Raw genomic sequence first — 24,028 nt, forward strand, 5'->3', positions numbered from 1 at the left:
AGCCAGGGGAACCGCCAAAGCCGCTGGAGCCGGCCGAACCATGGGAGCCACCAACGCCGCGGGAGCCGGCCGAGCCCTCCGGGCCGCTTGCGCTGGGGATGATCGGGGCCAGCCCGCCCGAGCCGCCCGAGCCGCCCGAGCCGCCCGAGCCGGCCGAGCCGCCCGAGCCGGCCGAGCCGCCCGACGGGCCCGAGGCGGCCGGGCACGCCGAGGCGGCCGAGCATGTTGAGCCGGTGGCGTTGCTTACCGAGCCACTTGACGTGCCGTGGCCGGCGGCCGGCATCGTGCGTGCGGTGCGCCGTCGGGCGGACGCCAGCCAGCGGCAGTTGGCGCGGTTCGCCCAGGTGCATCCGACGACCATCGGGCGTATCGAGGCGGGCACGCTCACTCCGAGCCTCGCGATGTTGCTCCGGATCATCGGAGCGGCCGGACTCCGGCTCGTCGTGGTCGACGAGTCGGGTCGGGTGCTCAAGCCGATGCGGGACCGTGCCGATCTTCGCGATGGGGCGGAGCGGCGGTATCCGTCCCACCTCGACGTCATCACCGATCCCGAGCCGGGGGAGTGGTGGGCCGACCGGTACGGCCTCGCCCGACCGCCGGAGACGTTCTACCGCAACCGTGAGGTCCGGGACGCCCTGCGCCGCCTCAGTCAGTGGGAGGTGCGGGTGGCCAAGTACCGGGCGGCGCCGCGACCTCCCACGCCGCGGCGGGCGGTCCACGAGATCGGCCCGCCGTCCGGCTGGTGAGCCGGACGGCGGGCCGATACGCGGTGGAGCCGTCAGTCGTCGTTGCGGATGGTCCCCACGCCGACCACGTCGGCGAGCCGGAGCCCCGGCACGCCGGCCACGTACAGCTTGAGCTGCTCGTCCGCCTCGCGCTTGCGGTCACCGCGCACGGTCACCGGGAAGGTCAGCGAGGTCTGACCCGCCGCCAGGGTCTTGCAGCCCACGTACGGGTCGTAGTCCGACCCGGCCTGGGCGGTGGTGCCGTAGGTGGTGGCGCAGATGAGGGCCGGCACCGAAAGCGGCCGGGACACCGTCACGGTGAACGTCATGGTGCTGTTGCCCTTGTCGCCCTCGACCACCGCGGCGTCGGCCACACTCAACGACGCGCGGGAGCGGAACCGGGCCACCTGCGGGTCGTGGTCACTGGCCCCCCGGTCGCCCAGGCCCTCGGCGTCGGTCGGGTAGTCGGCGTTGATGTGCGCCGCCCGCACCTGCACCAGGTCGCTGTGGAGCTTGTCGTTGACAAAGAGGTTGTCCAGCGTCTGAGCCTGCCCGCTGAAGGTGTACGAGTAGGCCGCCGCCGGCACGTCCGCCACCAGGTCGTCCCAGAGGTTGTGCATGCCGGCCTGGTACAGCGGGCCCAGCTGATCCGACGGGGTCGGGTTCTCGCCGGTGGCGATCGGGTCGTCCGGCCGCGGGAACACATTCAGGTCACCGCCGTACACGACCCGCGCGTGCGGGTCGCTCGCCTCCACCGCCTGCACCACCGCGGCCCCGTACGCGGCCTGCTCCCGCCGCTGCCCGACCCGGGTGTCCGGCCCGGACGAGTAGTGGTTGCTCGCCGCCCAGAGGGTGTAGTGCTCGGCCGAGCCCGGGGCCGCCGCCACGGTGAACTTGGCCAGCTGGACCGCCCGGGTGTAGACGTTGCTGCCGTCCACGCCGGTGGAGCGGTCCACGTCGGCCGGCAGCACCGCGTTGAACGCCTTCGGGTTCTGTACGTCCGCGTTGGACGGCAGCGCCGCCGAGCGGTAGCTGACCGTGGGCGCGGAGCCGAGCAGCGGGTCGGTGGCGGTCGCCTCGGCCAGCGTCAGCCGGTCGGTGCGGTAGAGGAACGCCGAGGTGATGCCCCGGGCGTCCGCGCCGGTCCGGTCGTAGGCCGCCGCGTAGGCGGGCCCGCCGTTGGCCGCGATGGTCAGCGCCAGCTCCTGGATGGTGTCCGGCGCGCCGTCGGCGTTGTTGGTGTCGCCGCAGGCCAGTTTGCCGTCGGCCACCGTACAGATGTCCTGGTCCTCGGCCTCCTGCACGAGCACCAGGTCAGGGCTGTGCAGGTCGTTCACGATCTGCCGGGCCTCCACGCCCAGCCGCTCGGTGTACGCCGCCTCGCTGGCCGGCACGTAGTCGAACGGCGGGCTGACCCCGGTGCAGCCCGAGTTGCCGGCGAAGTCGCAGCCGTCGAACGGGTCGTCCCGGTAGTCGTACAGGTTCTCCACGTTGTAGGTGGCGACCGCGACCTCGGAGTTCCGGTCGGCCGGCTGCGGCGGGTTGTTCTCCGCCGGCTCCACCCCACCGGTCAGCGTCAGCTGCTCCGGCTGCACGCTGTACTTGCTGAACGCGTACGAGATGGCGCCGTAGGCGTCCTCGGTCAGCGTGTCGAAGGTGCGGGCCTCGGGCAGCAGCGCGGCCGAGTCCCCGGCGGTCGCCTTCACGCCGCCGGCGCCGAGCAGGATCCGCTGGTTGTTGCCGTTGTCGAAGAGCGTGCCCGGGATGTCGTCCAGCGGGTGCGCGTCCCGGAACACCCGGCGGGCGTACGGGTCGGACCGCTTCATGATCGGGTCCTCGCGGTCCACCACGTAGATCTCCGAGTCGGCGGTGGAGGCGTAGATGTGCCGCGGGGCGGAGACCCCGCTGCCGGAGCGGACCCGCATCCGCTCACCCTCGTGCCGCTCCCAGTACCGGTCGGCGGCCGCCGCCTCGGCCGGCGGGATCGCGTCGTTCACCCGCACCGCGGTGTCGACGTCCAGGCCGGAGTCGAGCTTGCGGACCAGGGAGGCGCTGGAGAGCTGGGTCTGGTCGAAGTACTCGGAGACCCGGCCCCGCAGCACCACCTCGTCACCGACGGTCGGCGCGTAGCCGCCGATCAGCGTGGTGAACGAGCCCATGAAGACGAAGATGCCGTCGGCGGAGAGCGGGTCCCCGTCCTCGGTGCCGATGCGGCTCTGCAGGTAGAAGCCCCACTGGTCGGCCCCGGCCGAGGACCGGGTCAGCGACTTCTGGGTGATCACGCCGCGCACGTCGTACAGGGCGGAGCTGGTGCCGTTGCCGCTGGCCGGGGCGAGCGGGGACCGGTCGGTGCGGCCGTTCTCGTCGTCGCCCGTGCGGCCCTGCACCTCGCCCACCGACAGCAGCGCGGTGGCCTGCACGGTGAGGGTGCAGGTGGCGGTGCCGCCCTCGGCGTCCGTCGCGGTCACGGTGACCGCGTAGGAGCCGGCCGGGAGGCCGGTCGCGGTCAGCGTCGCGGTGGCGGTGCCCCCCACGCCGGTGGCGGCGGTGAAGGCGGTACGGCTGACCGAGCCGGCCGCCGGCGCCGGGGCGACCGCGGTGACCGCCAGGTCGGTGATGGTGTCGTCGGCGTCGGTGGCGCTCACCTGCCGGGTCGCCGTGCCGCCGGCCTCCACGGTCAGCGCGCCGCCGCAGGTCACCGTGGCCGGCTGGTCGACCGGACCGCCCCCGTCGACGTGGTGGCTGCCCAGGCCGTCGAAGGTGTCGGTGGCGAAGCCGGCCCACTGCACGGCCGGGTCGAACGCGTCCAACGGGTCGGTGTCGCCCGAGGTGATCGACGGGAGCCGGCGCAGGGTGTTGTCCGCCGTGCTGGTGAGCCCGGCGCCCCACTCGGTGCCCGGGTCGACCCCGACCTGGCCGATCGCGTCCAGCACCGTGCCGCCCCTGCGGAGCACGACCGCGTCGTCGCCGTTGTAGAGCGAGCCGCCGTACGTCTGGTCCGCCTCGGCCAGGATCGCCGGCGCGGCCGCCGAGGCGGCGAAGACGAAGACGTCACCGGCCGCGACGGTGCCACTCAGCGCCACGTTCGTCGACGTCTGGGCGCCGTTGAAGAAGAACTGGAGCTGGTAGCCGCCCGCAGCCAGGTCGACCGGGGCGCCGGTGCCGTTGTACAGCTCGACGGCCTTGTTGTTGGACGACCCCTCGACGTACTCGGAGATGAACAGGTCGGTGGGCGCGGCGCTGGCCGCGGGGGGTGCGACGCCGATGGCCGTCAGGGAGACGGCGGCGGTGGTCGCGAGCGCGGCTAGGGTGCGGCGCGGGCGCATGAAGCCTCCACGATGGGTGGGCGGGAACTAACGCACGTTAAGGGGCGTTACTGCCCGCCGTCCATCCCCCGGGCAGCCGTTTGGTGAATATCTGTCATCGGTGTGCGTCGAGCCGATGCACCAGCTCGGCGACGTCCACGCTGTATTCGCACCAGTCCCGGTCGGGGCGGTAGCCCAGCTCCGCGTTGACCTTGAGCATGGCCTCGTTGGCCTGCGCGTTCCAGGTCTGCACCTCGGCCAGCGCCGGCTCGGCCGAGCGCAGCTCCAGCAGCATCCGCGCCTTGATGGCCCGGTCGATGCCGTAGCCGCGGTGGTCCCGGACCACGATGGTGTCGTACTGGTCGGCCCGGGTCGGGTGCTGCGCCGGCACCACCACCTCGGTCAGCCCGGCCACCTCGCCGGTCCGCTCGTGCAGGGCCAGCACGATGTACGGCTTCATGCCCCGCCGGTGCAGGGTGTCGAGGCTGTCCCGCAGCCGCTCCGGGTCGTACGAGCTGGGCCGCAGCTCACCGTCGTCGACGTCGCGCACCTCGGCCTTGGCCCGCGCGTACGGCGCGAGCAGCTCGTCGGGCAGGCCGCCCGGGCAGAACTCCAGGTGGTAGCCGGCCCCGATGCCGCTGGCCATCTCGGTCAGCGTCGGCCAGTCGACCGCGCCCAGGTCGAGCACGCTGCGGGTCTCCACGTACTCCCGGACGAAGCCGAGCGACTCGTAGAACGCCACGGCCGGGGTGTCGCCGACCACCTCGACGCCGATGGACTGGAAACCCTCGTCCCAGACCCGGCGGGCGGCCACCCGGACCAGCTCCCGGCCCAGGCCGGTGCGGCGGACCGACGGATGGACCAGCACCTCCAGCACGCCGATGCCGCCGAGCAGCAGCACGTGCACCTGCCCCAGGACGGCACCCGGGGTGCCGTCGGGGGCCGGATCGTCCTGGGCGATCCAGGAGAGGCGCCGCTCACCCGGCATCACCTCGGAGAGGTATTCCCGCAGGGAACTCTCCCGCCAGGGTGGATCCTGCGGCAGATCGGCCGCCAGGACCGCGTTCAGCGTGTCCAACAGCGACGCGATCTCGGCGGACGACGCGGTCCGGGGGTCCCACTCGCGCACCATCACCCGTCTAGCTTGCCGGTAACGGGTGCCCGGGGGAAGGGCTCAGTCCGCGAATGTACGCGAGCCGTCACGTCACGTACCGCTGAGCCGCCCGTACTCGTCCGCTTTGCTGAAGACGTCCTGGGCGTACCGGCGTACATCGTTGTACGACAGGATGGCGCCCCACCAGTCGCCGGGGATGGTCATGTTCCGGCCGCCCTTGCACAGGTAGTTGCCCGCCGCGAGGGCCGCGTCGTCGATGTCGTGCGGGTTCTTCGCGCCGTCGTCGTCGGCGTCCGCGCCGATCTCCTGCCAGGTGCTCGGGATGAACTGCATCGGGCCGAGCGCGCGGTCGTAGACCGTGTCGTGGTCGAGCACACCCCGGTCGGTGTCGAGGATCCGGGACCGGCCACCCTGGCCGTCGAGCGGGTCACCGACGATCTCCGGGGTGGATACGCCGGTGGGCTGGAGCTTCGCGCCGTTGGCGGAGCCGTGCCGGGACTCCACGTACCCGATCGCGGCCAGCGTGGTCCAGCTGAGCTGGCAGCTGCGCTGGGTCTGGCTGAGCACCCATTCGGCGTAGCCGTACGCCTGCAACGCCACCACCGGGATGCCGGTCGTCGGGCTGAGCTGCTGTGCCCAGCCGGCCAGGGCGTCCGCCGGCCGGCCGGTCGGCAGCCCGACCCCCGGCCCGGTCGGCTGCGCGCCACCGGGCAGCGCCGTCTGGGTCGGCAGCGGCCCGCCGGGCAGCCCCAGGTCGGTCGTCCCGGGGGTCGGACCGCCCTGCGGTACGCCGGCGGACGCGGTCACGTCGACGGCCACCGGCCGCGACCGGTGCACGGTGGCCGGGACCACCAGCGCGCCCGCCGCCGCGGTCGCCCCGACCAGGGCGAGCAGGAAGATGCCCGGCACGGCTGCCCGCCCGCTCGGGCGGCGGGACCAGGCCCGGGTGGCCCGGGCCGCGCCAACCACGAGCTGCCGGGGCCCCGGCAGCCGCACGGCGTGCGCGAACGGCACCCGCCGGCGCCGACCCGGGCGAGGGCTCTCCGCCCTGCCGGCCCCGGCCGTCCCGCCGTCGTCCGCGGCCGTCGAGCCGGTCGCGGCGGCGTCGTCCGTGGTGGCCGTCTTGGGGCCGGTCGCGGCGGCGTCGGTGGGCCTCGCGTCGTCCGCCGTCTCCGCCTCGGCGGCCCCGGTGCCGGTGGCCGCCGGGTCGCCGGTGGGCGACGGGTCCGGGGGCGTCGGGGTGGTGCCGGTGGGCTTGGTTTCGCCGGCCGGAGGCGTATTGCCGGCCGGTGGCGCGTCGGCGGCCGGGGCGTTGCCGGGGGCGGCGGGACCAGCGGCGGCCGGCTCCGGCGGGGCGGGGGCCGGCTTGCGGCGGTCGGCGCGGCGGGGTCGGGGGAGCGGCGCCGGGCCGACGCCGTCGGGCGGCGCGGCCGGTCGCAGGGGTCGAATCGTCGATCGCTCCTCGCCGTCCACCACCCGTCGAGTATCACCCATGCCTGCCGGCACGTCAGGCCCGGTCGTACCCTGAGGGCATGCCCCGCTACGACTTCCGCTGCCGCGCCTGCGGCGACACCTTCGAGGTCAACCGCCCGATGGCCGAGGCCGGCCAGCCCGCGTCCTGCCCGCAGGGCCACACCGACACCGTGAAGCTGCTCTCCACCGTCGCGGTCACCGGCCGGGGCGGCGCGGGTCGGGCCGGCGGCGGCGCGGCCCCGGCCGGCGGGGGCTGCTGCGGCGGCGCCTGCGGCTGCTGACCGGCCGTCCGTCTCCCCTCGCCGGTCGATCTGTACCTTGCCGGCGGTGTTTTCCTTTGGCACCTTGAGTCGGAATCTGCCCGGCCGTTCTCACGATGCGTGACCGCGTGACCATAGGGCAGCATGAGACCGACGTCAGGGGCGGAGGTTCCACGCATGTCGCCAGGGTTCCACCTCCCGAGCGGTTGGGTGACGTTCGTGTTCACCGACATCGAGAGCTCGACGCGGCTGGCTCAGCTGCTCGGTCCGGGCTACCGCCCCGTACTGCGGGAACACCGCCGGCTGCTGCGGGACACGTTGGCCGGCAGCGACGGGGCGGAGCTGCTGACCGAAGGTGACTCGTTCTTCCTCGCCTTCCGCGACGCCGCCGCGGCGGTCAGCGCCTGCCTCACCGCCCAGCGGGCCCTGGCCAGCCACGACTGGCCCACGCCGGAGGCCGCGCCGCGGGTGCGGATGGGCCTGCACACCGGCTACGCCGAGCCCCGCGACGGCGAGTACGCCAGCCCCGAGGTGCACCGGGCGGCCCGGGTGGCCGCCGCCGCCCACGGTGGACAGGTGCTCTGCTCGGCGGCGACCGCCCGGCACGCCGACCCGCTCCCGGACGGGGCGTCCCTGCTGGACCTGGGGCTGCACCGGTTGCGCGGCTTCGACGACCGGGAACGCCTGTTCCAGCTGGTGGCGCCCGGGCTGGAGCGGAGCTTCCCGCGGCCGCGTACCGCCGACGCGGTGGCGCACAACCTGCCCACCCAGGTCACCTCGTTCGTCGGCCGGGAGGTGGAGCGGGCCGAGCTGCGCCGGCTGGTCGAGACGTACCGCCTGGTGACCGTGCTGGGCGCGGGCGGCGCCGGCAAGACGCGGCTGGCCGTGGAGCTGGCCTCGGGGATCGTCGAGGCGTACCCGGACGGGGTGTGGTTCGTCGACGTCGCCGCGGTGACCGACCCGGGGCTGGTGGCGTTCGAGATCGCCGCCGTGCTCGGGCTGCGCCCGGAGCCGGGCCGCCCGATGGTGGACACCCTGGTCGAGTACGCGGCGGCCCGCCGGATGCTGATCGTCCTGGACACCTGCGACGCGCAGCCGGCGGCGTCGGCCGAGGTGATCTCCCGGTTGCTGGCCGGCGGCCGGGGGGTGCGGGTGCTCGCCACCAGCCGGGAGTCGTTCGGGGTGCCCGGTGAGGTGGTCTGGCGGATCCCGCCGCTCTCGGTCGACCCGGGCCCGGGTGGCGGGGCGAGCGACGCGGTGGCGCTGCTGGTGGACCGGACGACGGCCGCCCGGGGTGGCCGGGCGCCGGATCCCGCCGAGCAGGCCGACCTGCGGCGGGTGGTCCGCCGGCTGGACGGGCTGCCGCTCGCCATCGAGCTGGCCGCGGCCCGGATGCGGGTGCTCTCGGCCGGCCAGCTCGCCGAGCGGCTCGACGACATGCTGGGCACCCTGGACGCCGGGCGGGCGGAGCCGGAGCCGTTGCCGGCGGAGGCCGCCTGGAGCGGCAACCAGCAGGACACCGTCGACCTGGTGGCGGCCGCCACCGGGGCCGCCCCGGCCACTCCGGCGAGCCGGGAGTTGCAGCGTTCGGCGAGCGAGCGCCACCTGACCATGCAGGCCACGGTCACCTGGTCCTACCGGACGCTGGGGGCCCGCTCGGCCCGGCTGCTGCGTTGGCTGGCGGTCTTCGCCGGGCCGGTGGACCTGTCCACGGTGCAGTGGCTGCTCGACGACGACCCGCTCGACCCGCTCTCGGTGCTGGTGGACAAGTCGATGGTGCTGGCCGAGCCGCACGCCTCGGGCAGCACCTACCGGATGCTCGACCCGATCCGGGCGTACGCGGCGCGCCGGCTGGTCGAGGCCGGTGAGGAACGGACCGCCCGGGACCGGCACGTGGCCTGGTCCCGGCACGCGCTGGAACGGGCCCACCTGGGCTCGGACGGTCGCCCGGTCACGCTCTCCCTGTACGCGCTGGACCCGCTCGCCGGAGAGCTGCGGGCGGCGCTGCGCTGGTGCGCCACGGGCGGCAGCGCCCGCTCGGGGCTGCACCTGGCCGGCGGGCTGGACCAGTGGTGGCGGGAGCGGGGGCTGGCCCGTGAGGGGCGGCTCTGGCTGTTCCGGCTCTACGGCCGGATCGCCGAGACGGGCGAGGCGATCCCGGAGGCGGAGCTGGCGGCGGCGTACCACATGCACTCGTTGCACGCCGGGGCGGACGGCGAGTTCGCCGAGGAGCTGCGCTACTCGCAGCGCGCGGAGGCGGCCGCCCGGCAGGCCGGCGACCTGGGGCTGCTGGCCCGGGTGCTGGCCGGGCGGGCCGGGCCGCTGGTCGACATGGGACAGTTCGCCGAGGCGGAACGGGTCTGCCGTGAGGTGATCGACTGGGCGTCCGCGCAGGACGTCGTCTCGGATGCGCTGCGCGCCGTCTACAACCTCGCCGAGCTGCTCTGGCGCCGGGGGGCGCTGGACGAGTCGGCCGAGCTGCTCGGCGCGGCCCGCCCGGTGGAGGCGGTCCGCCCGGTCGAGCGGGGCCGCCGGTCGGTGGACATGCTGCTCGGCATGGTCGCGCTGGCCCGGGGCGATCTGGTCGCCGCGCACGAGCATCTGCTGGTGGCGTTCCGGTCCCGGATGAGTCACGGCTATCTGGGGCGGGCCTGCGACACGTTGAACGCGATCGCGGTGCGCTGCGCGTTGGGCGGGGACCTGCTGATCGCGGCCCGGCTCTTCGGGGCGGCCCAGGCCACCCGGGCGTACCTGCGGGCGACGCCGGGTATCTACGGGCCGTACTGGCTGCACCAGCAGGCGGAGCTGCGGCGTGCGCTGGGCGACGAGGTGTTCGACGCGGCGTACGGCGCGGGCGCCGAGCTGCCCATCGAGGACGCCGCCGAGCTGGCCCTGGCCGTCGGGCATCCGGACCTCGCGGCGGACTCGCCGCGGTTCACCGTGCCGGCGTCCCGCCGCTCCAGCGCGAGCTGACCAGGAGGTCCGCGTCCTGCTCCGGGTGTCCCGGGGGACGCGAACCCCCTGGTCGGGGCGGTGGCCGGCGGGTCAGCGGGCGGCGGCGCGGCGTTCGGCGTCGGCCTTCATCCGGGCGGCCCGGTCGATGTCCGCCTGCTGCACGGCGGCGACCGTGCCGAAGATGCTGACCGCCTGGTAGTAGGTCCAGGCGAGGCTGTAGCAGGCGGGGCGGACCACGGTGTTGTACGTGGCGCAGACCCGCTTCAGGTCGGCGTAGAAGGCGCTGTCCAGCCGGGACTTGTTGGCGGAGAACACGCCCATCGCCTTGTGGTTGCGGTAGCCGAAGTCATGCCGGTAGCAGGAGAGGTTGAAGCTGAAGCCGAGCGGGTTGTCCGGGCTGGACGAGCAGTAGTCGGTGGACCAGTCGAAGGCGTACTCGGACCAGGCGGCCTTGTTGAGCCGGCCGGCGTTCCAGGCGTTGTAGCTGGCGGCGCTGGTCTGGGTCCAGCTGTAGAGCACGGAGAGCTTCTGTTCGGTGCTCACCGCGGCGGCCGCGGGTGAGCCGACGCCGAGGGCGATGAGCAGGGAGAACATGCCGGCGGCGAGGGCGGTGGTGAGACGTCGGGGCACGGGAACCTCCGCGGGGTGGGCGAGGGACGGGTGACCGGGGATGTCCGGGTGTCGATCAGTGTCGATCAATGGCCGGCGCCGGGCGACGAGCCGGTCGACGGGTTGGTGACATGCGTCCAAACAGACGAATGCCCCGGACGCCGGGGCGTCCGGGGCATTCGTCGGTGGATCAGCGCACGACCCGCGCCGGCCCGACCGGGCCCTCGTTCCAGGACCGGTCCAGTGCCCGCACGTAGTAGGTGTACGGGCTGTCGGCCGAAGCCGTGGTGTCCACCCAGGACTGCACGGCGTCGTCGGTGCCGCGCACCGAGGCGACCAGGTGGGACGCGTCGGCGAAGTCGCACGTGCCGGCCGCGACGACCCCGTCGAAGCGGTAGATCGCGTAGCTGGTGGCGGTGCCGAAGGGGCCCTTGCCGTTCGCCGGCTGCCGCCAGTTCAGCCGGATCCCGTCGTCCTGCCGCTGCGCCGCGGTGACCACCGGGAACAGCAGCGGCCGGGACGGCAGCTGCGACATGGTGGGCACCAGCGCGGGGCGGGAGTAGTGCTCGGCCGCGTAGATGTCGGTGGCGCCGAGCCGGTTGGCCCGCACCTGCACCGCGGAGAAGTGCACGTTGCCGAGCACCTCCGGGTACGACCGGTTGAGCGTGAGGTGGTTCGACAGCTCCTGCGGGTTCATCCAGAACGACCCGTACACCGGGTCACCGCTCTTGTAGTCGGCCTGGCCGATGTAGAGCTGGACGTTGGTGCCGCGTACGGTCTCCGCCCACCACGGCACCAGCCGGGCGTAGTCGGCGGCCGGGTACTGCCCGATGTACCAGTAGAGCTGCGGCACGATGTAGTCGATCCACTCCTCCTTGACCCACTTGCGGGTGTCGGCGGAGATGATGTCGTACGACTGGGAGCCGGTGGTGTCCGAGCCGTTCGGGTCGGCGGACTTGTTGCGCCAGATGCCGAACGGGCTGACGCCGAACTTCACCCACGGCTTCGCCGCCTTGATCTTGGCGCCCATCTCCTGGATCAGCAGGTTGATGTTGTCCCGCCGCCAGTCGGCCCGGTCGGTGAAGCCGCGGTTGTACGCCGCGAAGGTGGCGTCGTCCGGGTACTGGTACGTGCCGCTCGGGTACGGGTAGAAGTAGTCGTCGAAGTGCATGCCGTCGATGTCGTACCGCTTGACGGCGTCCATCATCGCGGTCTGGACGAACTCGCGGACCTCGGGGATGCCGGGGTTGTAGTAGAGCCGGCTGCCGGCGACCCCGGCGGGCGGGTACGCGAACACCCAGTCCGGGTGCTGGCGCACCGGGTGGTTCGGGGCGAGCTTGCTGATGTCGGCGCCCGCGCCGCCGGGGGCCGGCATGGACACCCGGTACGGGTTCATCCAGGCGTGGAACTCGAGGTTGCGCTTGTGCGACTCCTCGACCAGGAAGGCCAGCGGGTCCCAGCCCGGGTCCTGGCCGCGCACCCCGGTCAGGTACTCCGACCAGGGCTCGACCGGGGAGGGCCAGAACGCGTCGGCGGTCGGGCGGACCTGGACCACGACGGCGTTGTGGTTGAGCTTCTGGGCCAGGTCGAGCCAGGCCAGGTATTCGGCCTTCTGCTTGGCGACCTGGTCCGGGGCGGTCCAGGAGTCCTTGCTGGGCCAGTCGATGTTCGTCACCGAGGCGATCCACATGGCCCGGAACTGCCGCTTCGGGACGGCCGGGTCGGTGACGCAGGTGGTGGCGGTGGCATCGGTCGCCGTGTCGCGCTCCGCGGCGCTGGCGGGGGCGGCGGCGACGAGCGTGCCGAGCAGCGCCACGGCCAGCCCGGCGGCTCTGAGCCGAGTTGCCTTCATGCGGTGCGGTCCCTTCGTTGGGGCTCACGGTGGGCGGTGTCGGGTGATGGCGGACGTCCGGCGCATCCGGCAAGATTCGCCGCACGATATCTGTCCCTGGTAGGAAACTTTCATCAATCCGGAGGTGGCGCAAGACCCCGTGACGGATCGATGCGCAGGTCGGGCCGAACATCCGAGGGCGCGGCGAAGCCCACCCCGATCCGTGACCTGTTCGACACCTTCCGTCGCCGAGATCCGGTCGCTCGCCGGCTCCGGCACCGGGTCAGGGGCGGGGCTGCGGGCCCTGGGTGGGGCCCTTGACGACGGGCCTGCCGTCGGTCCACACCACCTCGTCGAGGCAGACCTGGCGGCCCGGGTCGGTGCTGCCCTCCTGGCCCGGCGGCCAGGCGTGGTAGAGCAGCCAGGTGCGGCCGTCCTTCTCCACCATGGAGGCGTGGCCCGGGCCGGAGGCGACCTCGTTCGACCGCAGGATCGGGTTCTCCGCGGCCTTCACACACGGACCGGTGGGCCCCGCGCAGACCGCGTAGCCCTCGGCGTAGCTCGCCCGGTCGTAGGCGTTCGCGGCGAAGAAGAGGTGGAGCCGCCCGTCGTGCCGGTGGAAAAAGGGCCCCTCGACCAGGCTGCCCTCCCAGGGCTCGGTCTGCTTGAGCAACTTCGTCGGCGGGCCCACCACGCGCAGGCCGTCGTCGCTGAGCCGCTGCGACCAGAGCCAGGTGTCCACCCCGATGGCGTTGCCGTCGTTCTTCCACAGCAGCCAGAGCGTGCCGTCGGCGTCCCGGTACGGGCTGGCGTCGATCGACCCGCCCAGCTCCGCCTGGCACACCAGCGGCCCGGTCGAGTCGTCCCGGTACGGACCCAGCGGGGTGGCCGCCACCGCCCGCCCGAGGCACTGCCGCCCGGAGGCCCGGTCGGCCACCGTGTAGTAGAGGACGAACCGGTCCGGGGCGAGCTGGATCAGCTCGGGCGCCCAGGTCCGGCCCGGGTCGGCCCAGGCCGGCAGCTCCGGCAGGGCGTCACCGGCCGCGGTCCAGTCGACCAGGTCGGGGGAGGTGTGCACGGGCACGTTGCGGCCGCCCGCGTTGGTGTGGACCAGGTACCAGGTCTCGCCGACCCGGATCGCCTGCGGGTCGGGGGCGTCGGTCCGGATGACCGGATTGGTGAACACGGGGCCGTCCTCCGGCGTACTCGACGGGGTGGGTTCGGCGGCGCAGCCGGCGGTGAGCAGCGCGGCGGCGAGGGCCGCCGCCGCGCCGGCTTGCCGCCGTCCGGGTGCGGTCATCCCTTCAGGCCGCTGCGCGAGACGCCCTGGATGACGTGGCGCTGGGCGAACACGAAGAGGATCAGCACCGGCACGCTGGCCAGCACCGCCCCGGCCATGATGACCGGGTAGTCGGTCACGTACGCGCCCTGGAGCAGGCCGAGCCCGGCCGGCAGGGTCAGCCGCTCGGGGCTGAACAGCACGTAGACCGGCCAGAGGAAGTCGTTCCAGTTGGTCAGGAACGACAGCACCGCCAGGGTGGCCAGGGCCGGCTTCGACAGCGGCAGCAGCACCCGGGTGAACACCTCCCAGTGGTTCGCCCCGTCCAGCACCGCCGCCTCCTCCAACTCGCGCGGGACGGAGAGGAAGAACTGGCGCAGGAAGAACACCCCGAACGCGCTGGCCGCCCCGGGCACGACCACCACGGTCAGGGTGTCGATCCAGCCCAACCGCTCGGCGATCACGAAGTTCGGGATGATCAGCGAGGTGGGCGGGAGGAAGAGCGTCCCGACGATCAGCGCGAAGCTCAGCCGCCGGCCGTGGAACCGCAGCCGGGCCAGGGCGTACGCGGCCATCGACGCGGTGGCCAGCACCAGCAGGGTGTGCAGGCTGGCCGCCAGCATGCTGTTGACGAACCAGCGCAGCACCGGGTTGGCGGTGTTGTGGACGATCTGGTCGTAGCCGTAGGTGGAGAACGGGGCCGGCAGCCAGCTCGGCGGGTCCTGCTGCGCGTCGGCGTACGTCTTGAGCGAGGTGAGGAGCATCCACACCAGCGGGGTCACGAACACCGCGGTGATCCCGATCAGCACGGCGTAGCGCCCGACCCGGCGCACGGTCGTCATGGTGGCCCCCTCAGTCTTCCCGGTAGCGGAACAGCCGGAAGTTGACGACGCTGACCACGGCCAGCATGAGCGCGAAGAGCACGCTCATCGCGGCCGCCCGGCCCGCGTCGTAGTCGCGCAGCCCTTCGTCGACGATCCGCCAGACCACCGTGCGGGTCTGCTCGCCCGGTGCGCCCTGGGTGATCAGGAACGACTGCCCGAAGACGTTCGCCGAGGCGAGGATCGTGGTGGTGAGCACGAAGAGCAGCACCGGCCGCAGCCCCGGCAGGGTGACGTGCCGGAAGCGGTCCCAGCCGTTGGCGCCGTCCACCCGGGCCGCCTCGTACAGCTCCGCCGGGATGTCCTGGAGCCCGGCCAGGTAGATCACCGCGTTGAAGCCGCAGGTCCACCAGACCGTCACGCCGACCAGGGAGACCCACGCCCACGGCACGTCGGTCACCCACGGGGTGTCCGAAGGGAGGCCCACCGCCCCGAGCAGGCGGTTGACCAGGCCGAGGTTGGCGTCCAGCAGGAAGCGCCAGAGCAGGCCGATCACCGCGACGCCGAGGACGTACGGGGCGAAGAAGGCGGCCCGGAAGAAGGTCCGCCCCGGGAAGGACCGGTTGAGCAGCAGCGCCAGCCCGAGCGGGACGACCACCAGCAGCGGCACGGAGAGCACCGTGAAGATCGCCGTTGCCCGGACGCTGGACCACCAGTCGCCGTAGATCGCCGAGTCGCTGGAGAAGAGGTCCCGGTAGTTGCCGAGGCCGATGAAGGGACGGTTCGGCAGTTGGAGGTCCCACTGGTGCAGGCTGATCCAGGCGCCGAAGAGGATCGGCGCCAGGCCGAAGACCAGGAACAGGATCAGGTACGGCGCGAGGAAGAGGTACGGGGTCGCCCGGTGTCCCCGCTCGGTGACCCCGCCCCGGCGGCGGGTCCGCCCCGCCGGGGGCGGCGCGTCGTCACGCGCCGCCCCGGCCTCGATCACGTCCGCCACGGCGGATCAGCTCCCGTACTTCTTGCGGTTGTCCTCGAGCTGCTTGTTCGCCTTGGCCACGCCGTCGTCCAGCGCCTGCTTCGGCGACTTCTTGCCCAGCGCCGCCTCGTTGAAGGAGTTGTAGAAGGTGGTCATGACCTCGCCGAGGCCCGGCGCGGCCGGCGGGAACGCCGCGTACTCCAGCTCGGGGGCGAGCGCGCTGATCTCTGGCAGGGCCTTGAACTCGGCGCCCTCGCGGACCGCCTTGCGGGCGGGGATCTGGCCGCCCTTGGCCCAGTCCAGGGAGTGCTGGCTGAGCCAGTTGATGAAGACCTTCGCCCCGGACGCCTTGTTGTCGTTGGCGGCGCGCTGCTTGACGATGGTGAAGTTGTGCGAGTTCGCCCAGGCGGCCTTCTGGCTGCCGATCTGCGGCAGCGGGGCGACGCCCCACTGCACGTCCGGGCTCTTCTTCAGGTCGTTGATCTGCCAGATGCCGTTCCAGTTGAAGGCGTTCTTGCCGCTCTTCAGCGCCAGGTAGTCGGCGTCCTGGCCGACGTTGGCCGGCGAGTAGCCCTGCTTGATCATGTCGACCAGCCAGCTGCACGCCTCGACCGCCGGGTCCGAGTTGAAGGTCGCCTTCGCCACCTCGGCGTCGAAGAGGGTGCCGCCCCACTGGTGCAGCAGGCTGTAGAAGGTCATGCCGCCGGTGAACTGGAACGGGCTGACCCAGAAGCCCTGCACGCCGGCCTTCTTCAGCTCGGCCAGCGCCGCGGTGTACTCGTCCCGCGTCGTCGGCGGCTTGTTCGGGTCCAGGCCGCCCTTCTGCAGGACCGCCTTGTTGTAGTAGAGGCCGAGCGGGTGCATGTCCAGCGGGATGCCGTACCGCTTGTCGTGGTAGAGGCCGCCCTTCCAGACCGTGGGGGCGAAGTCGCCCTCGCTCAGCTCCAGGGTCTTGGCCACGTCGTCCAGCTCCATGATCACGCCACGGGCGGCGAAGGTGGCGAGCTGGTCCATGTGCATGACCGCGATGTCCGGGCCGTTGCCGCTGGAGACCGCGCCGGGCAGCTTGCTGTAGTAGTCCTGCCACTCGTAGGTGACCACGCTGACCGCGATGTTCTGGTGCTCGGTGTTGAACTGCTCGACGAGCTTCTTGAAGATGTCGCCGTCGCCGCCGGTGAAGCCGTTCCACAGCTTCAGGTCGACCTTCGGCCCCGTGTAGTCCTTGCCGCCGTTGCCGGCTCCGGTGGACGTGGTGGCGCTGCCGCCGCCGCAGCCGGCCAGCGAGAGCGTGGCCGCGGCGCCGAGCCCGACGCCGAGGCCGAGCAGCCGTCGCCGGCTCATCTCGTTCTGGATCATGCTCACTCCTTGGGGGACGGGATGCGGTATTGCCTGGTCACGGCTGAGGCGCGAACCGCAGCAGGTTCCAGGAGCAGGCGGGCAGCGCCACGGAGCACCGGCCGCCGTCGAGGGTGGGGGTGGTGAGTTCCCGGGGCGTCACCCGGGCGGGCTCCGCCTCGGTGTTCAGGGCCGCCGGGTCGGCCCCGGCGGTGAGGGTGGTGTGTGCGACCGCGCGCAGGCCGGGCAGCCCGCGCAGGTCGAGGTCGAGCGGGAGGTCCCGCGGGCCCCGGTTGACCGCGAAGACGGCCAGCCCGCCGGTCTCCTCGTCGTGCACGGCGACGGTGTCCAGCACCGGCACGTCGCCGTACCGCTTCGTCTCGTAGGTCGGGCCGACCGGCTCGGTGCGCAGCACGGTGCCCCGGGCGTGCCGGGCGGTGAGGGCGAACGGGTGGAAGATGCTCTGCCGCCAGGCGGGGCCGCCGTCGCGGGTCCGGATCGGGGCGATCACGTTGGCGAGCTGCGCCTGGCAGGCCACGCCGACCCGGTCGGCGTGCCGGAGCAGGGTGATCAGGAGGTCGCCGACCACGACCGCGTCGACGGCGGTGTAGTCGTCCTCGATCAGCGCCGGCGCCTCCACCCAGCCGCGCCGGTCCAGGTCGGCCTGCATGCGGGACTGGTACCAGACGTTCCACTCGTCGAAGGAGATCTTCAGCCGGCGCCGCTGCCGCAGCTTGGCGCCGACGTGGTCGGCGGTGGCCGTCACCTCGGTGATGAAGGCGTCCATGTCCACGGCGGAGGCGAGGATGCTGGCCCGGTCGCCGTCCGAGGGGTCGTAGTAGGTGTGGGCGGAGATGTAGTCGACGTGCTCGTAGGTGTGTTCCAGCACGGTCGCCTCCCAGGAGGCGAAGGTCGGCATCCCCCGATTGGAGCTGCCGCAGGCGACCAGGCTGATCGACGGGTCGACCAGCTTCATGGCGCGGGCCGTCTCGGCGGCGAGCCGGCCGTACTCCTCGGCGGTCTTGTGGCCGACCTGCCAGGGCCCGTCCAGTTCGTTGCCGAGGCACCAGAGCCGCACCCCGTACGGCTGCTCGGCGCCGTGCTTGCGGCGCAGGTCGGACAGCTGTGTGCCGCCCGGGTGGTTGGCGTACTCGAGCAGGTCGCAGGCCTCCTGCACGCCCCGGGTGCCCAGGTTGACCGCCATCATCGGCTCGACCCCGGCCTCGGCCGCCCAGATCATGAACTCGTCCAGCCCGAAGGCGTTGGTCTCGATCGTCTTCCAGGCCAGGTCGAGCCGGCGGGGCCGGTCGCCGACCGGTCCGACGCCGTCCTCCCAGCGGTAGCCGGAGACGAAGTTGCCGCCCGGGTAGCGGACCACCGAGACGCCCAGCTCGCGGGTCAGCTCCAGCACGTCGCGGCGGAAGCCGTGCGGGTCGGCGGTGGGGTGCCCGGGCTCGTAGATGCCGCCGTAGACGCAACGCCCCATGTGCTCCACAAAGGAACCGAAGAGCCGGCGGTCCGCCGGCCCGATCCGGAACGCCGGGTCGATCGTCAACTGCGCGTTGGGCACGGTCCCACCCTCTCCTCCGTACTGTCCCGGTGAGCTGGGCCACCGGGTGTCCCTGGTTTCTACAACGTTGTAAGCAACGATGTAAAGGGGTCGTTATATCGTCGTGACGCGGTAGAGTGCGGCCCAGCAGTCACCCGGAGGGAAGCTCAGTGCGGCACAGGCTCAAGGACGTCGCGGAACGGGCCGGAGTGTCGGTGAAGACCGTCTCCAACGTGGTGAACGGCTACGAGCACGTCCGGCCGGACACCCGGGCCCGGGTCGAGCAGGCCATCGCCGAACTGAACTACCGGCCCAACCTGTCCGCGCGCAACCTGCGCAAGGGCCGGACCGGGGTGATCGCCCTGGCCGTGCCCGAGCTGGACATCCCGTACTTCGCCGAGCTGGCCCGACACGTGGTCAGCGCCGCCGCCGACCACGGCTGGACGGTGTTGATCGACCAGACCGGCGGCGGCCCCGAGCAGGAACGGAAGGCCGCCAGAGGGATCGGCGACCACCTGATCGACGGGCTCATCTTCAGCCCGCTCGCACTCAGCGCCGACGACCTGACCGGGCTGCACGGCACGCCGATGGTGCTGCTCGGCGAGCGGGTCGACCACGCGCCGGCCGACCACGTGATGGTCGACAACGTGGCCGCCGCCCGGGAGACCACCGCCCACCTGATCGGCCTCGGCCGCCGCCGGATCGCCGCCATCGGCTCGCAGCGCACCGCCGAGGGGGCCAGCGCCCGGCTCCGCCTGGCCGGCTACGCCGAGGCGCTGACCGACGCCGGCATCGGTTACGACGAGCGGCTGGTGGCGCCCGCGCCGGCCTGGCACCGCGCGGACGGCGCGGCCGCCATCCGGCACCTGCTGGCCACCGGCGTACGCCCCGACGCCGTCTTCTGCTTCAACGACACCCTCGCCCTGGGCGCCCTGCGCGCCCTGCACGAGGCCGGCCTGCGGGTGCCCGCCGACGTCGCGGTGGCCGGCTTCGACGACATCGAGGACGGCCGCTTCTCCATCCCCACCCTGACCACGGTCGCCCCGGACAAGGAGCGGATCGCCCGCCTCGCCGTCGAACTGCTCGCCGGCCGCCTCGACGGCGATCGCGACGCCCCGCCGCGCGAGCTGGTCGCCCCCCACCGCCTCGCCCTCCGCGAATCCGCCCCCGCCCGACCCTGACCCCAGCCGCCTCGCGCTCCCCGCAGCGGTGGGGTGGTCAGTCGAAGAAGCGGGCCAGGTGGGCTTTGGACGGGGGCGGGGCGTCGGGTGGGAGGGGAGTGAGGTCGGCGAAGATGGAGGCGCCGTCGCAGCCGACGTGCAGCGGGTACCAGCGCGGGGTGCCCGGCGGGCGCTGACCGCAGATGCCCTTGAAGGTCTGCACGTCCAGCAGCCGCACGTGGGTCGGGTCGGCCACCGCGTTGACGTGCCGCCACCAGGGGCTCATCACGTGCAGCACGCCGCCCGGCCGCAGCGCCCGGTGGCAGTCGTCCAGCAGCGGCAGGAAATCGATCAGGTGCTCCAGGATGTGCACCGCGAAGAACACGTCGACCGAGTCGTCGGCCAGCGGCAGCGCGCCGGAGAGATCGGCCACCGCGTCCACCCCCGGCGCCGGGTAGATGTCCAGCCCCAGATTCCCCGGCCACTGCTTGGTCGCCCCACAGCCCAGGTCCACCACCACCGGCGCCCGCCCGGCCACGCCCACCCGGCCCCACACGCCCAGCACACCGGCGAGTCGACCCACCAGGTCCCGGACCAGCCGTAGCTCGGCCGGGTCGGCCACCTCGCCACTGAGATGCGCGACGCCCCGGTCGAAGCGCACCTCGACGGCGAGGCCACGCACCCGGTCGTCGTGCGCGGCCAGGTCCGTCCACGCGTCGGCGAGGAACCCGTCGACCACGGCCAGCCGCTCGGCCGACGGTGCCGAATGCGCCATCACCACCATGCGCCACCTCCGGGCGGCGCGATACCCGGATCGCCGCCCGGTATGCCTGGGTGCCCCGCCGGCCGCCCCTCCGGGTGCCCTGGCAGATCGGCCGGCTGCCTCTCCGGGCGCTCCGACAGATCGGCCGGCTGCCCCTCCGGGGGCTCCGGCGGGTCGGCCGGCTGTCGCCGGGCGGGTCAGCCGGCGATGGTGCGGCGGGCGGTCCGGCCCGCGCCGCGCATCCGCTGGCGCGGCTGGGGAGCCGGTGCCTTCGGCCGCTTGAGGTGGTACCGGTGCAGCTCGTTGTTGCCCGGCAGGGACGGGTCCTCGCTCATCGCGACCAGTTCCCAACCCTGGTCACCGGCCCGGTTCAGGTGGGCCAGCGCGGTGTCGCCGTACGGGGTGACGTCGACCATCGAGCCGTCCGGGCCGTACCAGATGAAGACGACCTCCCACCCGATGTCGGTGGCGGCGGCCTGGCGGCGGCGGACCAGCAGCGCGTACTCCCACTTGAGCATGCCGTCATTCTCACCCCGCGCGACCGGGTCGGCACGATTCAGTCCTCGGCGATCCGCCCGTCGGTGACGCGCAGCCGCCGGTTCACGCTCACCGTGTCCAGCATCCGCCGGTCGTGGGTGACCAGCAGCAGCGTCCCCGGATAGCCGGTCAGCGCCGATTCCAGCTGCTCGATCGCCGGCAGGTCCAGGTGGTTGGTCGGCTCGTCCAGCACCAGCAGGTTCACCCCCCGCCCCTGCAACAGGGCCAGCGCGGCGCGGGTCCGCTCGCCGGGGGAGAGGGTCGCCGCCGGCCGCAGCACGTGGTCGGCCCGCAGGCCGAACTTGGCCAGCAGCGTCCGCACCTCGGCCGGGGTCAGCTCCGGTACGGCGGCGCCGAAGGCGTCCAGCAGCGGCTGACCGCCGAGGAAGAGCCCGCGCGCCTGGTCCACCTCGCCGACCACCACCCCGGGGCCGAGCGCCGCGTGCCCCTCGTCCAGCGGCAGCCGGCCGAGCAGCGCGGCGAGCAGGGTGCTCTTGCCGGAGCCGTTCGCGCCGGTGATCGCCACCCGGTCCGCCCAGCCGACCTGGAGGTCCACCGGGCCGAGAGTGAAGCCGCCCCGGCGTACCACCGCACCGCGGAGCGACGCCACCACGGCGCCGGCGCGGGGCGCGGCGGCGATCTCCATCCGCAGCTCCCACTCCCGGCGGGGCTCCTCGACCGCCTCCAGCCGCTCGATCAGCCGCGCGGTCTGCTTGGCCTTGGCCGCCTGCTTCTCGGTGGACTCGGTCCGGAACTTGCGGCCGATCTTGTCGTTGTCGGTGGCCTTGCGCCGGGCGTTCTTCACGCCCTTCTCCATCCAGGCCCGCTGCATCCTGGCCCGCGCCTCCAGGCCCGCCCGGGTGTCGGCGTACTCCTCGTACTCCTCGCGGGCGTGCCGGCGGGCCACCTCCCGCTCCTCCAGGTAGGCCGCGTAGCCACCGCCGAAGTGGTTGACCTGGCCCTGGTGCAGGTCCAGCTCCAGCACCCGGGTGACCGTACGGGTCAGGAACTCCCGGTCGTGGCTGACCAGCACGGTCCCGGCGCGCAGCCCGGTGACGAAGTGTTCCAGCCGGTCCAGCCCGGCCAGGTCGAGGTCGTTGGTGGGCTCGTCGAGCAGGAAGATGTCGTAGCGGCTGAGCAGCAGCGAGGCGAGCCCGGCCCGGGCCGCCTGGCCGCCGGAGAGGCCGGTCATCGGGTGGTCCAGGTCGACGGTGAGCCCCAGCTCGGCGGCGACCTGCTCGGCCCGCTCGTCCAGGTCCGCGCCGCCCAGGTCCAGCCAGCGCTCCAGCGCGGTGGCGTACGCGTCGTCGGCGCCGGCGGCGCCGGCGGTCAGCGCCTCGGTGGCGGCGTCGAGCGCGGACTGCGCCGCGCTCACCCCGGTACGCCGGGCCAGGAAGTCGCGGACCGTCTCGCCGGGCCGCCGCTCCGGCTCCTGGGGCAGGTAGCCGACGGTGGCGGCGGGCGGGTTCAACGCCACCGAGCCCTGCTCCAGCGGCTGGAGCGCGGCGAGCGTACGCAGCAGCGTGGACTTGCCGGCGCCGTTCACGCCGACCAGCCCGATCACGTCGCCCGGGGCGACGACCAGGTCCAGGTCGGTGAAGAGGAGGCGGTCGCCGTGCCCAGCGGTGAGGTCCTTGGCGATCAGTGTGGCGCTCATCAGGAGATCGAGACTACCGCCGGGGCGGCCCGCGGCGAATCGGATAACCGGGGCGCTGCGCGCAAGCCGGGTGAGGGAGACTCACAGCCGTGGTGACCACTCTGGCGATCGACTGCGGTGGCGGCGGGATCAAGGCTTCTGTGCTGGACGCCGCGGGGACCATGCGGGCCCGACCACTGCGCGTCCCCACGCCGTACCCCCTGCCGCCCGCGCTCCTCGTCAAGACGCTGCTGGACCTGGGCGGCCGGCTGCCCGCGGCGGACCGGCTCACGGTCGGCATGCCCGGCATGATCCGGCACGGCGTGGTGGTGGCCACCCCGCACTACGTGACCCGGTCCGGGCCGCGCAGCAAGGTTGATCCGGCGCTGGTCGCCGAGTGGTCCGGCTACGACGTGCGGACCGCCCTCGCCGAGGCGTTCGGGGTGCCGGCGCTGGTGCTCAACGACGCCGAGGTGCACGGCGCCGGGGTGGTCGCCGGCACCGGCTGCGAACTGGTGTTGACCCTCGGCACCGGGCTGGGCAGCGCCCTCTTCGACGGCGGGGTGCTCGCCCCGCACCTAGAGCTGTCGCACGCGCCGGTGCGCTGGAACACCACCTACGACACGTACGTGGGCGAGCCGGAACGCCGGCGGCTGGGTGACGCGTTCTGGTCCCGGCGGATCCGGCAGGTGGTCGACGGGCTGCGGCCGGTCTTCCGTTGGGACCGGCTCTATCTGGGCGGTGGCAACTCCCGGCTGATCCGGCCGGAACAACTGGCCCGGATGGGCGACGACGTCGTGGTCGTGCCGAACACGGCCGGCATCGTCGGTGGTGTCCGGGCCTGGGACCTGGTGGGCGACCGGTACGACCCGACGCCCTGAGGGCGCAACTTCCACCCGAGGAACACTCGCGGTACGCCCGGTGTTGTGTCAGCGTCGGACTAAGGGCGGTGCGACACGAGGAGGTGGGTTCGAGTGGATCTTCTGGCGGATTACCGGCGGGCGACCATGTTCTTCGAAGCGGGTGACCCGACCGGGGCGGCCCGGCTGCTCGAGCCGATCGTCGAGGCGGAGCCCGGCAACTCCTCGGTGCGGCAGCTGCTGGCCCGGGCGTACTTCCAGTCGGCCCAGCTGAACCGGGCCGAGGAGCAGCTGCGCGAGCTGGTCGACCGGGACCCGAGCGACCACTACGCGCACCACGTGCTGGGCCGCACGCTGGAGCGGATGAACCGGCCGGCCGACGCGCTGCGGCACCTGCGCATCGCGGCGGCCATGTACTCGACCAACGCCGACTACACCACGGCCCTGCGCCGGGTGGAGGAAAAGGTCGGCAGCGGTCGCTGACCCCCAGGAGCGTACGAAACGGACAGGGCAGCCCGGCGGGCTGCCCTTCACCGTCTCTACGATGGGCTGGTGAAGCTCAAGCTCGATCTCCACGACATCTACAACCGGGGCCACGACATCGACCGGGCCCTGCGCGGGATCATGGACGAGGCGGTGGCGAAGAAGGCCACCCTCGTGGAGATCATCCCGGGCAAGGGCTCCGGCCAGCTCAAGAAGAAGGTGCTGCGCTTCCTCGACCAGAAGGACGTGAAGCAGCTCTACCACCGGGTCGAGAAGGACTCGAAGAACTTCGGCCGCCTCTTCGTCCACTTCCGCTGGAAATAGCGAGGTGCCTGGCCTGCGGTGAGGTGACCGGGG

At 73.1% G+C, this 24,028-nt stretch carries 19 protein-coding genes and 1 pseudogene; 7 read left to right on the top strand and 13 right to left on the bottom strand.

What is annotated here, in order from left to right:
* The first annotated feature begins 98 nt into the window (after positions 1-98).
* Positions 99-746, top strand: a complete 648-nt coding sequence (locus tag AB0I11_RS23170) for a helix-turn-helix transcriptional regulator (RefSeq protein ID WP_357324084.1) — start codon at positions 99-101, stop codon at positions 744-746.
* 32 nt (positions 747-778) lie between these two features.
* On the opposite strand, the gene AB0I11_RS23175 is transcribed toward AB0I11_RS23170, so the two are convergent.
* From AB0I11_RS23175 to AB0I11_RS23185, 3 genes are all read right to left on the bottom strand, one after another.
* On the bottom strand, positions 779-4,051 hold the full coding sequence (locus AB0I11_RS23175; protein WP_357324087.1) for a lamin tail domain-containing protein: 3,273 nt from the start codon (positions 4,049-4,051) through the stop codon (positions 779-781).
* A 94-nt stretch (positions 4,052-4,145) separates the two neighbouring features.
* Positions 4,146-5,162, bottom strand: coding sequence for a GNAT family N-acetyltransferase (locus AB0I11_RS23180; RefSeq protein ID WP_357324235.1), 1,017 nt, complete (start codon positions 5,160-5,162; stop codon positions 4,146-4,148).
* A 72-nt stretch (positions 5,163-5,234) separates the two neighbouring features.
* A complete protein-coding gene (locus AB0I11_RS23185; protein WP_357324238.1) occupies positions 5,235-6,620 on the bottom strand; it encodes a lytic transglycosylase domain-containing protein in 1,386 nt (461 codons plus the stop codon).
* 56 nt (positions 6,621-6,676) lie between these two features.
* On the opposite strand from AB0I11_RS23185, the gene AB0I11_RS23190 reads away from it, so the two are divergent.
* Both AB0I11_RS23190 and AB0I11_RS23195 read left to right on the top strand, forming a co-directional pair.
* Positions 6,677-6,898, top strand: coding sequence for a zinc ribbon domain-containing protein (locus tag AB0I11_RS23190; RefSeq protein WP_357324090.1), 222 nt, complete (start codon positions 6,677-6,679; stop codon positions 6,896-6,898).
* Between the two features lie 156 nt (positions 6,899-7,054).
* Positions 7,055-9,814: pseudogene (locus AB0I11_RS23195) on the top strand (adenylate/guanylate cyclase domain-containing protein); the annotation flags it as partial.
* A gap of 108 nt (positions 9,815-9,922) precedes the next feature.
* Here AB0I11_RS23195 and AB0I11_RS23200 read toward each other — a convergent pair.
* The 7 genes from AB0I11_RS23200 to AB0I11_RS23230 all read right to left on the bottom strand — a co-directional run bounded on the left by AB0I11_RS23200 (position 9,923) and on the right by AB0I11_RS23230 (position 18,253).
* Positions 9,923-10,462 (bottom strand): phospholipase, encoded by a 540-nt coding sequence (locus tag AB0I11_RS23200; RefSeq protein WP_357324093.1) that lies wholly within the window; start codon positions 10,460-10,462, stop codon positions 9,923-9,925.
* A 169-nt stretch (positions 10,463-10,631) separates the two neighbouring features.
* Positions 10,632-12,293, bottom strand: coding sequence for a family 10 glycosylhydrolase (locus AB0I11_RS23205; protein ID WP_357324096.1), 1,662 nt, complete (start codon positions 12,291-12,293; stop codon positions 10,632-10,634).
* 262 nt (positions 12,294-12,555) lie between these two features.
* A complete protein-coding gene (locus tag AB0I11_RS23210) occupies positions 12,556-13,572 on the bottom strand; it encodes a glycoside hydrolase family 43 protein (protein ID WP_357324099.1) in 1,017 nt (338 codons plus the stop codon).
* Positions 13,569-14,393, bottom strand: coding sequence for a carbohydrate ABC transporter permease (locus AB0I11_RS23215; RefSeq protein WP_357324103.1), 825 nt, complete (start codon positions 14,391-14,393; stop codon positions 13,569-13,571). Before AB0I11_RS23215 ends, AB0I11_RS23210 begins: the two co-directional genes overlap by 4 nt.
* 10 nt (positions 14,394-14,403) lie before the next feature.
* Positions 14,404-15,369: a sugar ABC transporter permease gene (locus AB0I11_RS23220; protein ID WP_357324106.1), complete on the bottom strand. Its 966-nt coding sequence runs from the start codon at positions 15,367-15,369 to the stop codon at positions 14,404-14,406.
* A 6-nt stretch (positions 15,370-15,375) separates the two neighbouring features.
* Positions 15,376-16,704: an ABC transporter substrate-binding protein gene (locus AB0I11_RS23225; RefSeq protein ID WP_357324109.1), complete on the bottom strand. Its 1,329-nt coding sequence runs from the start codon at positions 16,702-16,704 to the stop codon at positions 15,376-15,378.
* Between the two features lie 37 nt (positions 16,705-16,741).
* Positions 16,742-18,253 (bottom strand): alpha-N-arabinofuranosidase, encoded by a 1,512-nt coding sequence (locus AB0I11_RS23230; RefSeq protein ID WP_357324112.1) that lies wholly within the window; start codon positions 18,251-18,253, stop codon positions 16,742-16,744.
* Between the two features lie 149 nt (positions 18,254-18,402).
* Here AB0I11_RS23230 and AB0I11_RS23235 point away from each other — a divergent pair, with 149 nt between their 5' ends.
* On the top strand, positions 18,403-19,413 hold the full coding sequence (locus tag AB0I11_RS23235) for a LacI family DNA-binding transcriptional regulator (protein WP_357324115.1): 1,011 nt from the start codon (positions 18,403-18,405) through the stop codon (positions 19,411-19,413).
* 37 nt (positions 19,414-19,450) lie between these two features.
* Here the strand turns inward: AB0I11_RS23235 and AB0I11_RS23240 are convergent, their stop codons facing one another.
* The 3 genes from AB0I11_RS23240 to AB0I11_RS23250 form a co-directional block, all read right to left on the bottom strand.
* Positions 19,451-20,176 carry a methyltransferase domain-containing protein gene (locus tag AB0I11_RS23240; protein WP_357324118.1) on the bottom strand — a complete coding sequence of 242 codons (726 nt, stop codon included), beginning with the start codon at positions 20,174-20,176 and terminating at the stop codon, positions 19,451-19,453.
* Positions 20,177-20,352: 176 nt separating this feature from the next.
* Positions 20,353-20,673, bottom strand: a complete 321-nt coding sequence (locus AB0I11_RS23245) for a hypothetical protein (RefSeq protein WP_357324122.1) — start codon at positions 20,671-20,673, stop codon at positions 20,353-20,355.
* Between the two features lie 38 nt (positions 20,674-20,711).
* On the bottom strand, positions 20,712-22,349 hold the full coding sequence (locus AB0I11_RS23250) for an ABC-F family ATP-binding cassette domain-containing protein (protein ID WP_357324125.1): 1,638 nt from the start codon (positions 22,347-22,349) through the stop codon (positions 20,712-20,714).
* A gap of 89 nt (positions 22,350-22,438) precedes the next feature.
* Between AB0I11_RS23250 and AB0I11_RS23255 the strand changes: the two genes are divergently transcribed.
* The 3 genes from AB0I11_RS23255 to AB0I11_RS23265 all read left to right on the top strand — a co-directional run bounded on the left by AB0I11_RS23255 (position 22,439) and on the right by AB0I11_RS23265 (position 23,995).
* Complete coding sequence (locus AB0I11_RS23255; protein WP_357324128.1) at positions 22,439-23,209, top strand: ROK family protein; 771 nt, start codon at positions 22,439-22,441, stop codon at positions 23,207-23,209.
* Between the two features lie 93 nt (positions 23,210-23,302).
* Positions 23,303-23,671 (top strand): tetratricopeptide repeat protein, encoded by a 369-nt coding sequence (locus tag AB0I11_RS23260; RefSeq protein ID WP_357324131.1) that lies wholly within the window; start codon positions 23,303-23,305, stop codon positions 23,669-23,671.
* A gap of 69 nt (positions 23,672-23,740) precedes the next feature.
* Complete coding sequence (locus AB0I11_RS23265) at positions 23,741-23,995, top strand: Smr/MutS family protein (RefSeq protein WP_046564396.1); 255 nt, start codon at positions 23,741-23,743, stop codon at positions 23,993-23,995.
* The last annotated feature ends 33 nt before the right edge of the window (positions 23,996-24,028 follow it).

Origin of the sequence: Micromonospora sp. NPDC050495 (assembly GCF_040655175.1) — a bacterium.
Classification (GTDB): domain Bacteria; phylum Actinomycetota; class Actinomycetes; order Mycobacteriales; family Micromonosporaceae; genus Micromonospora.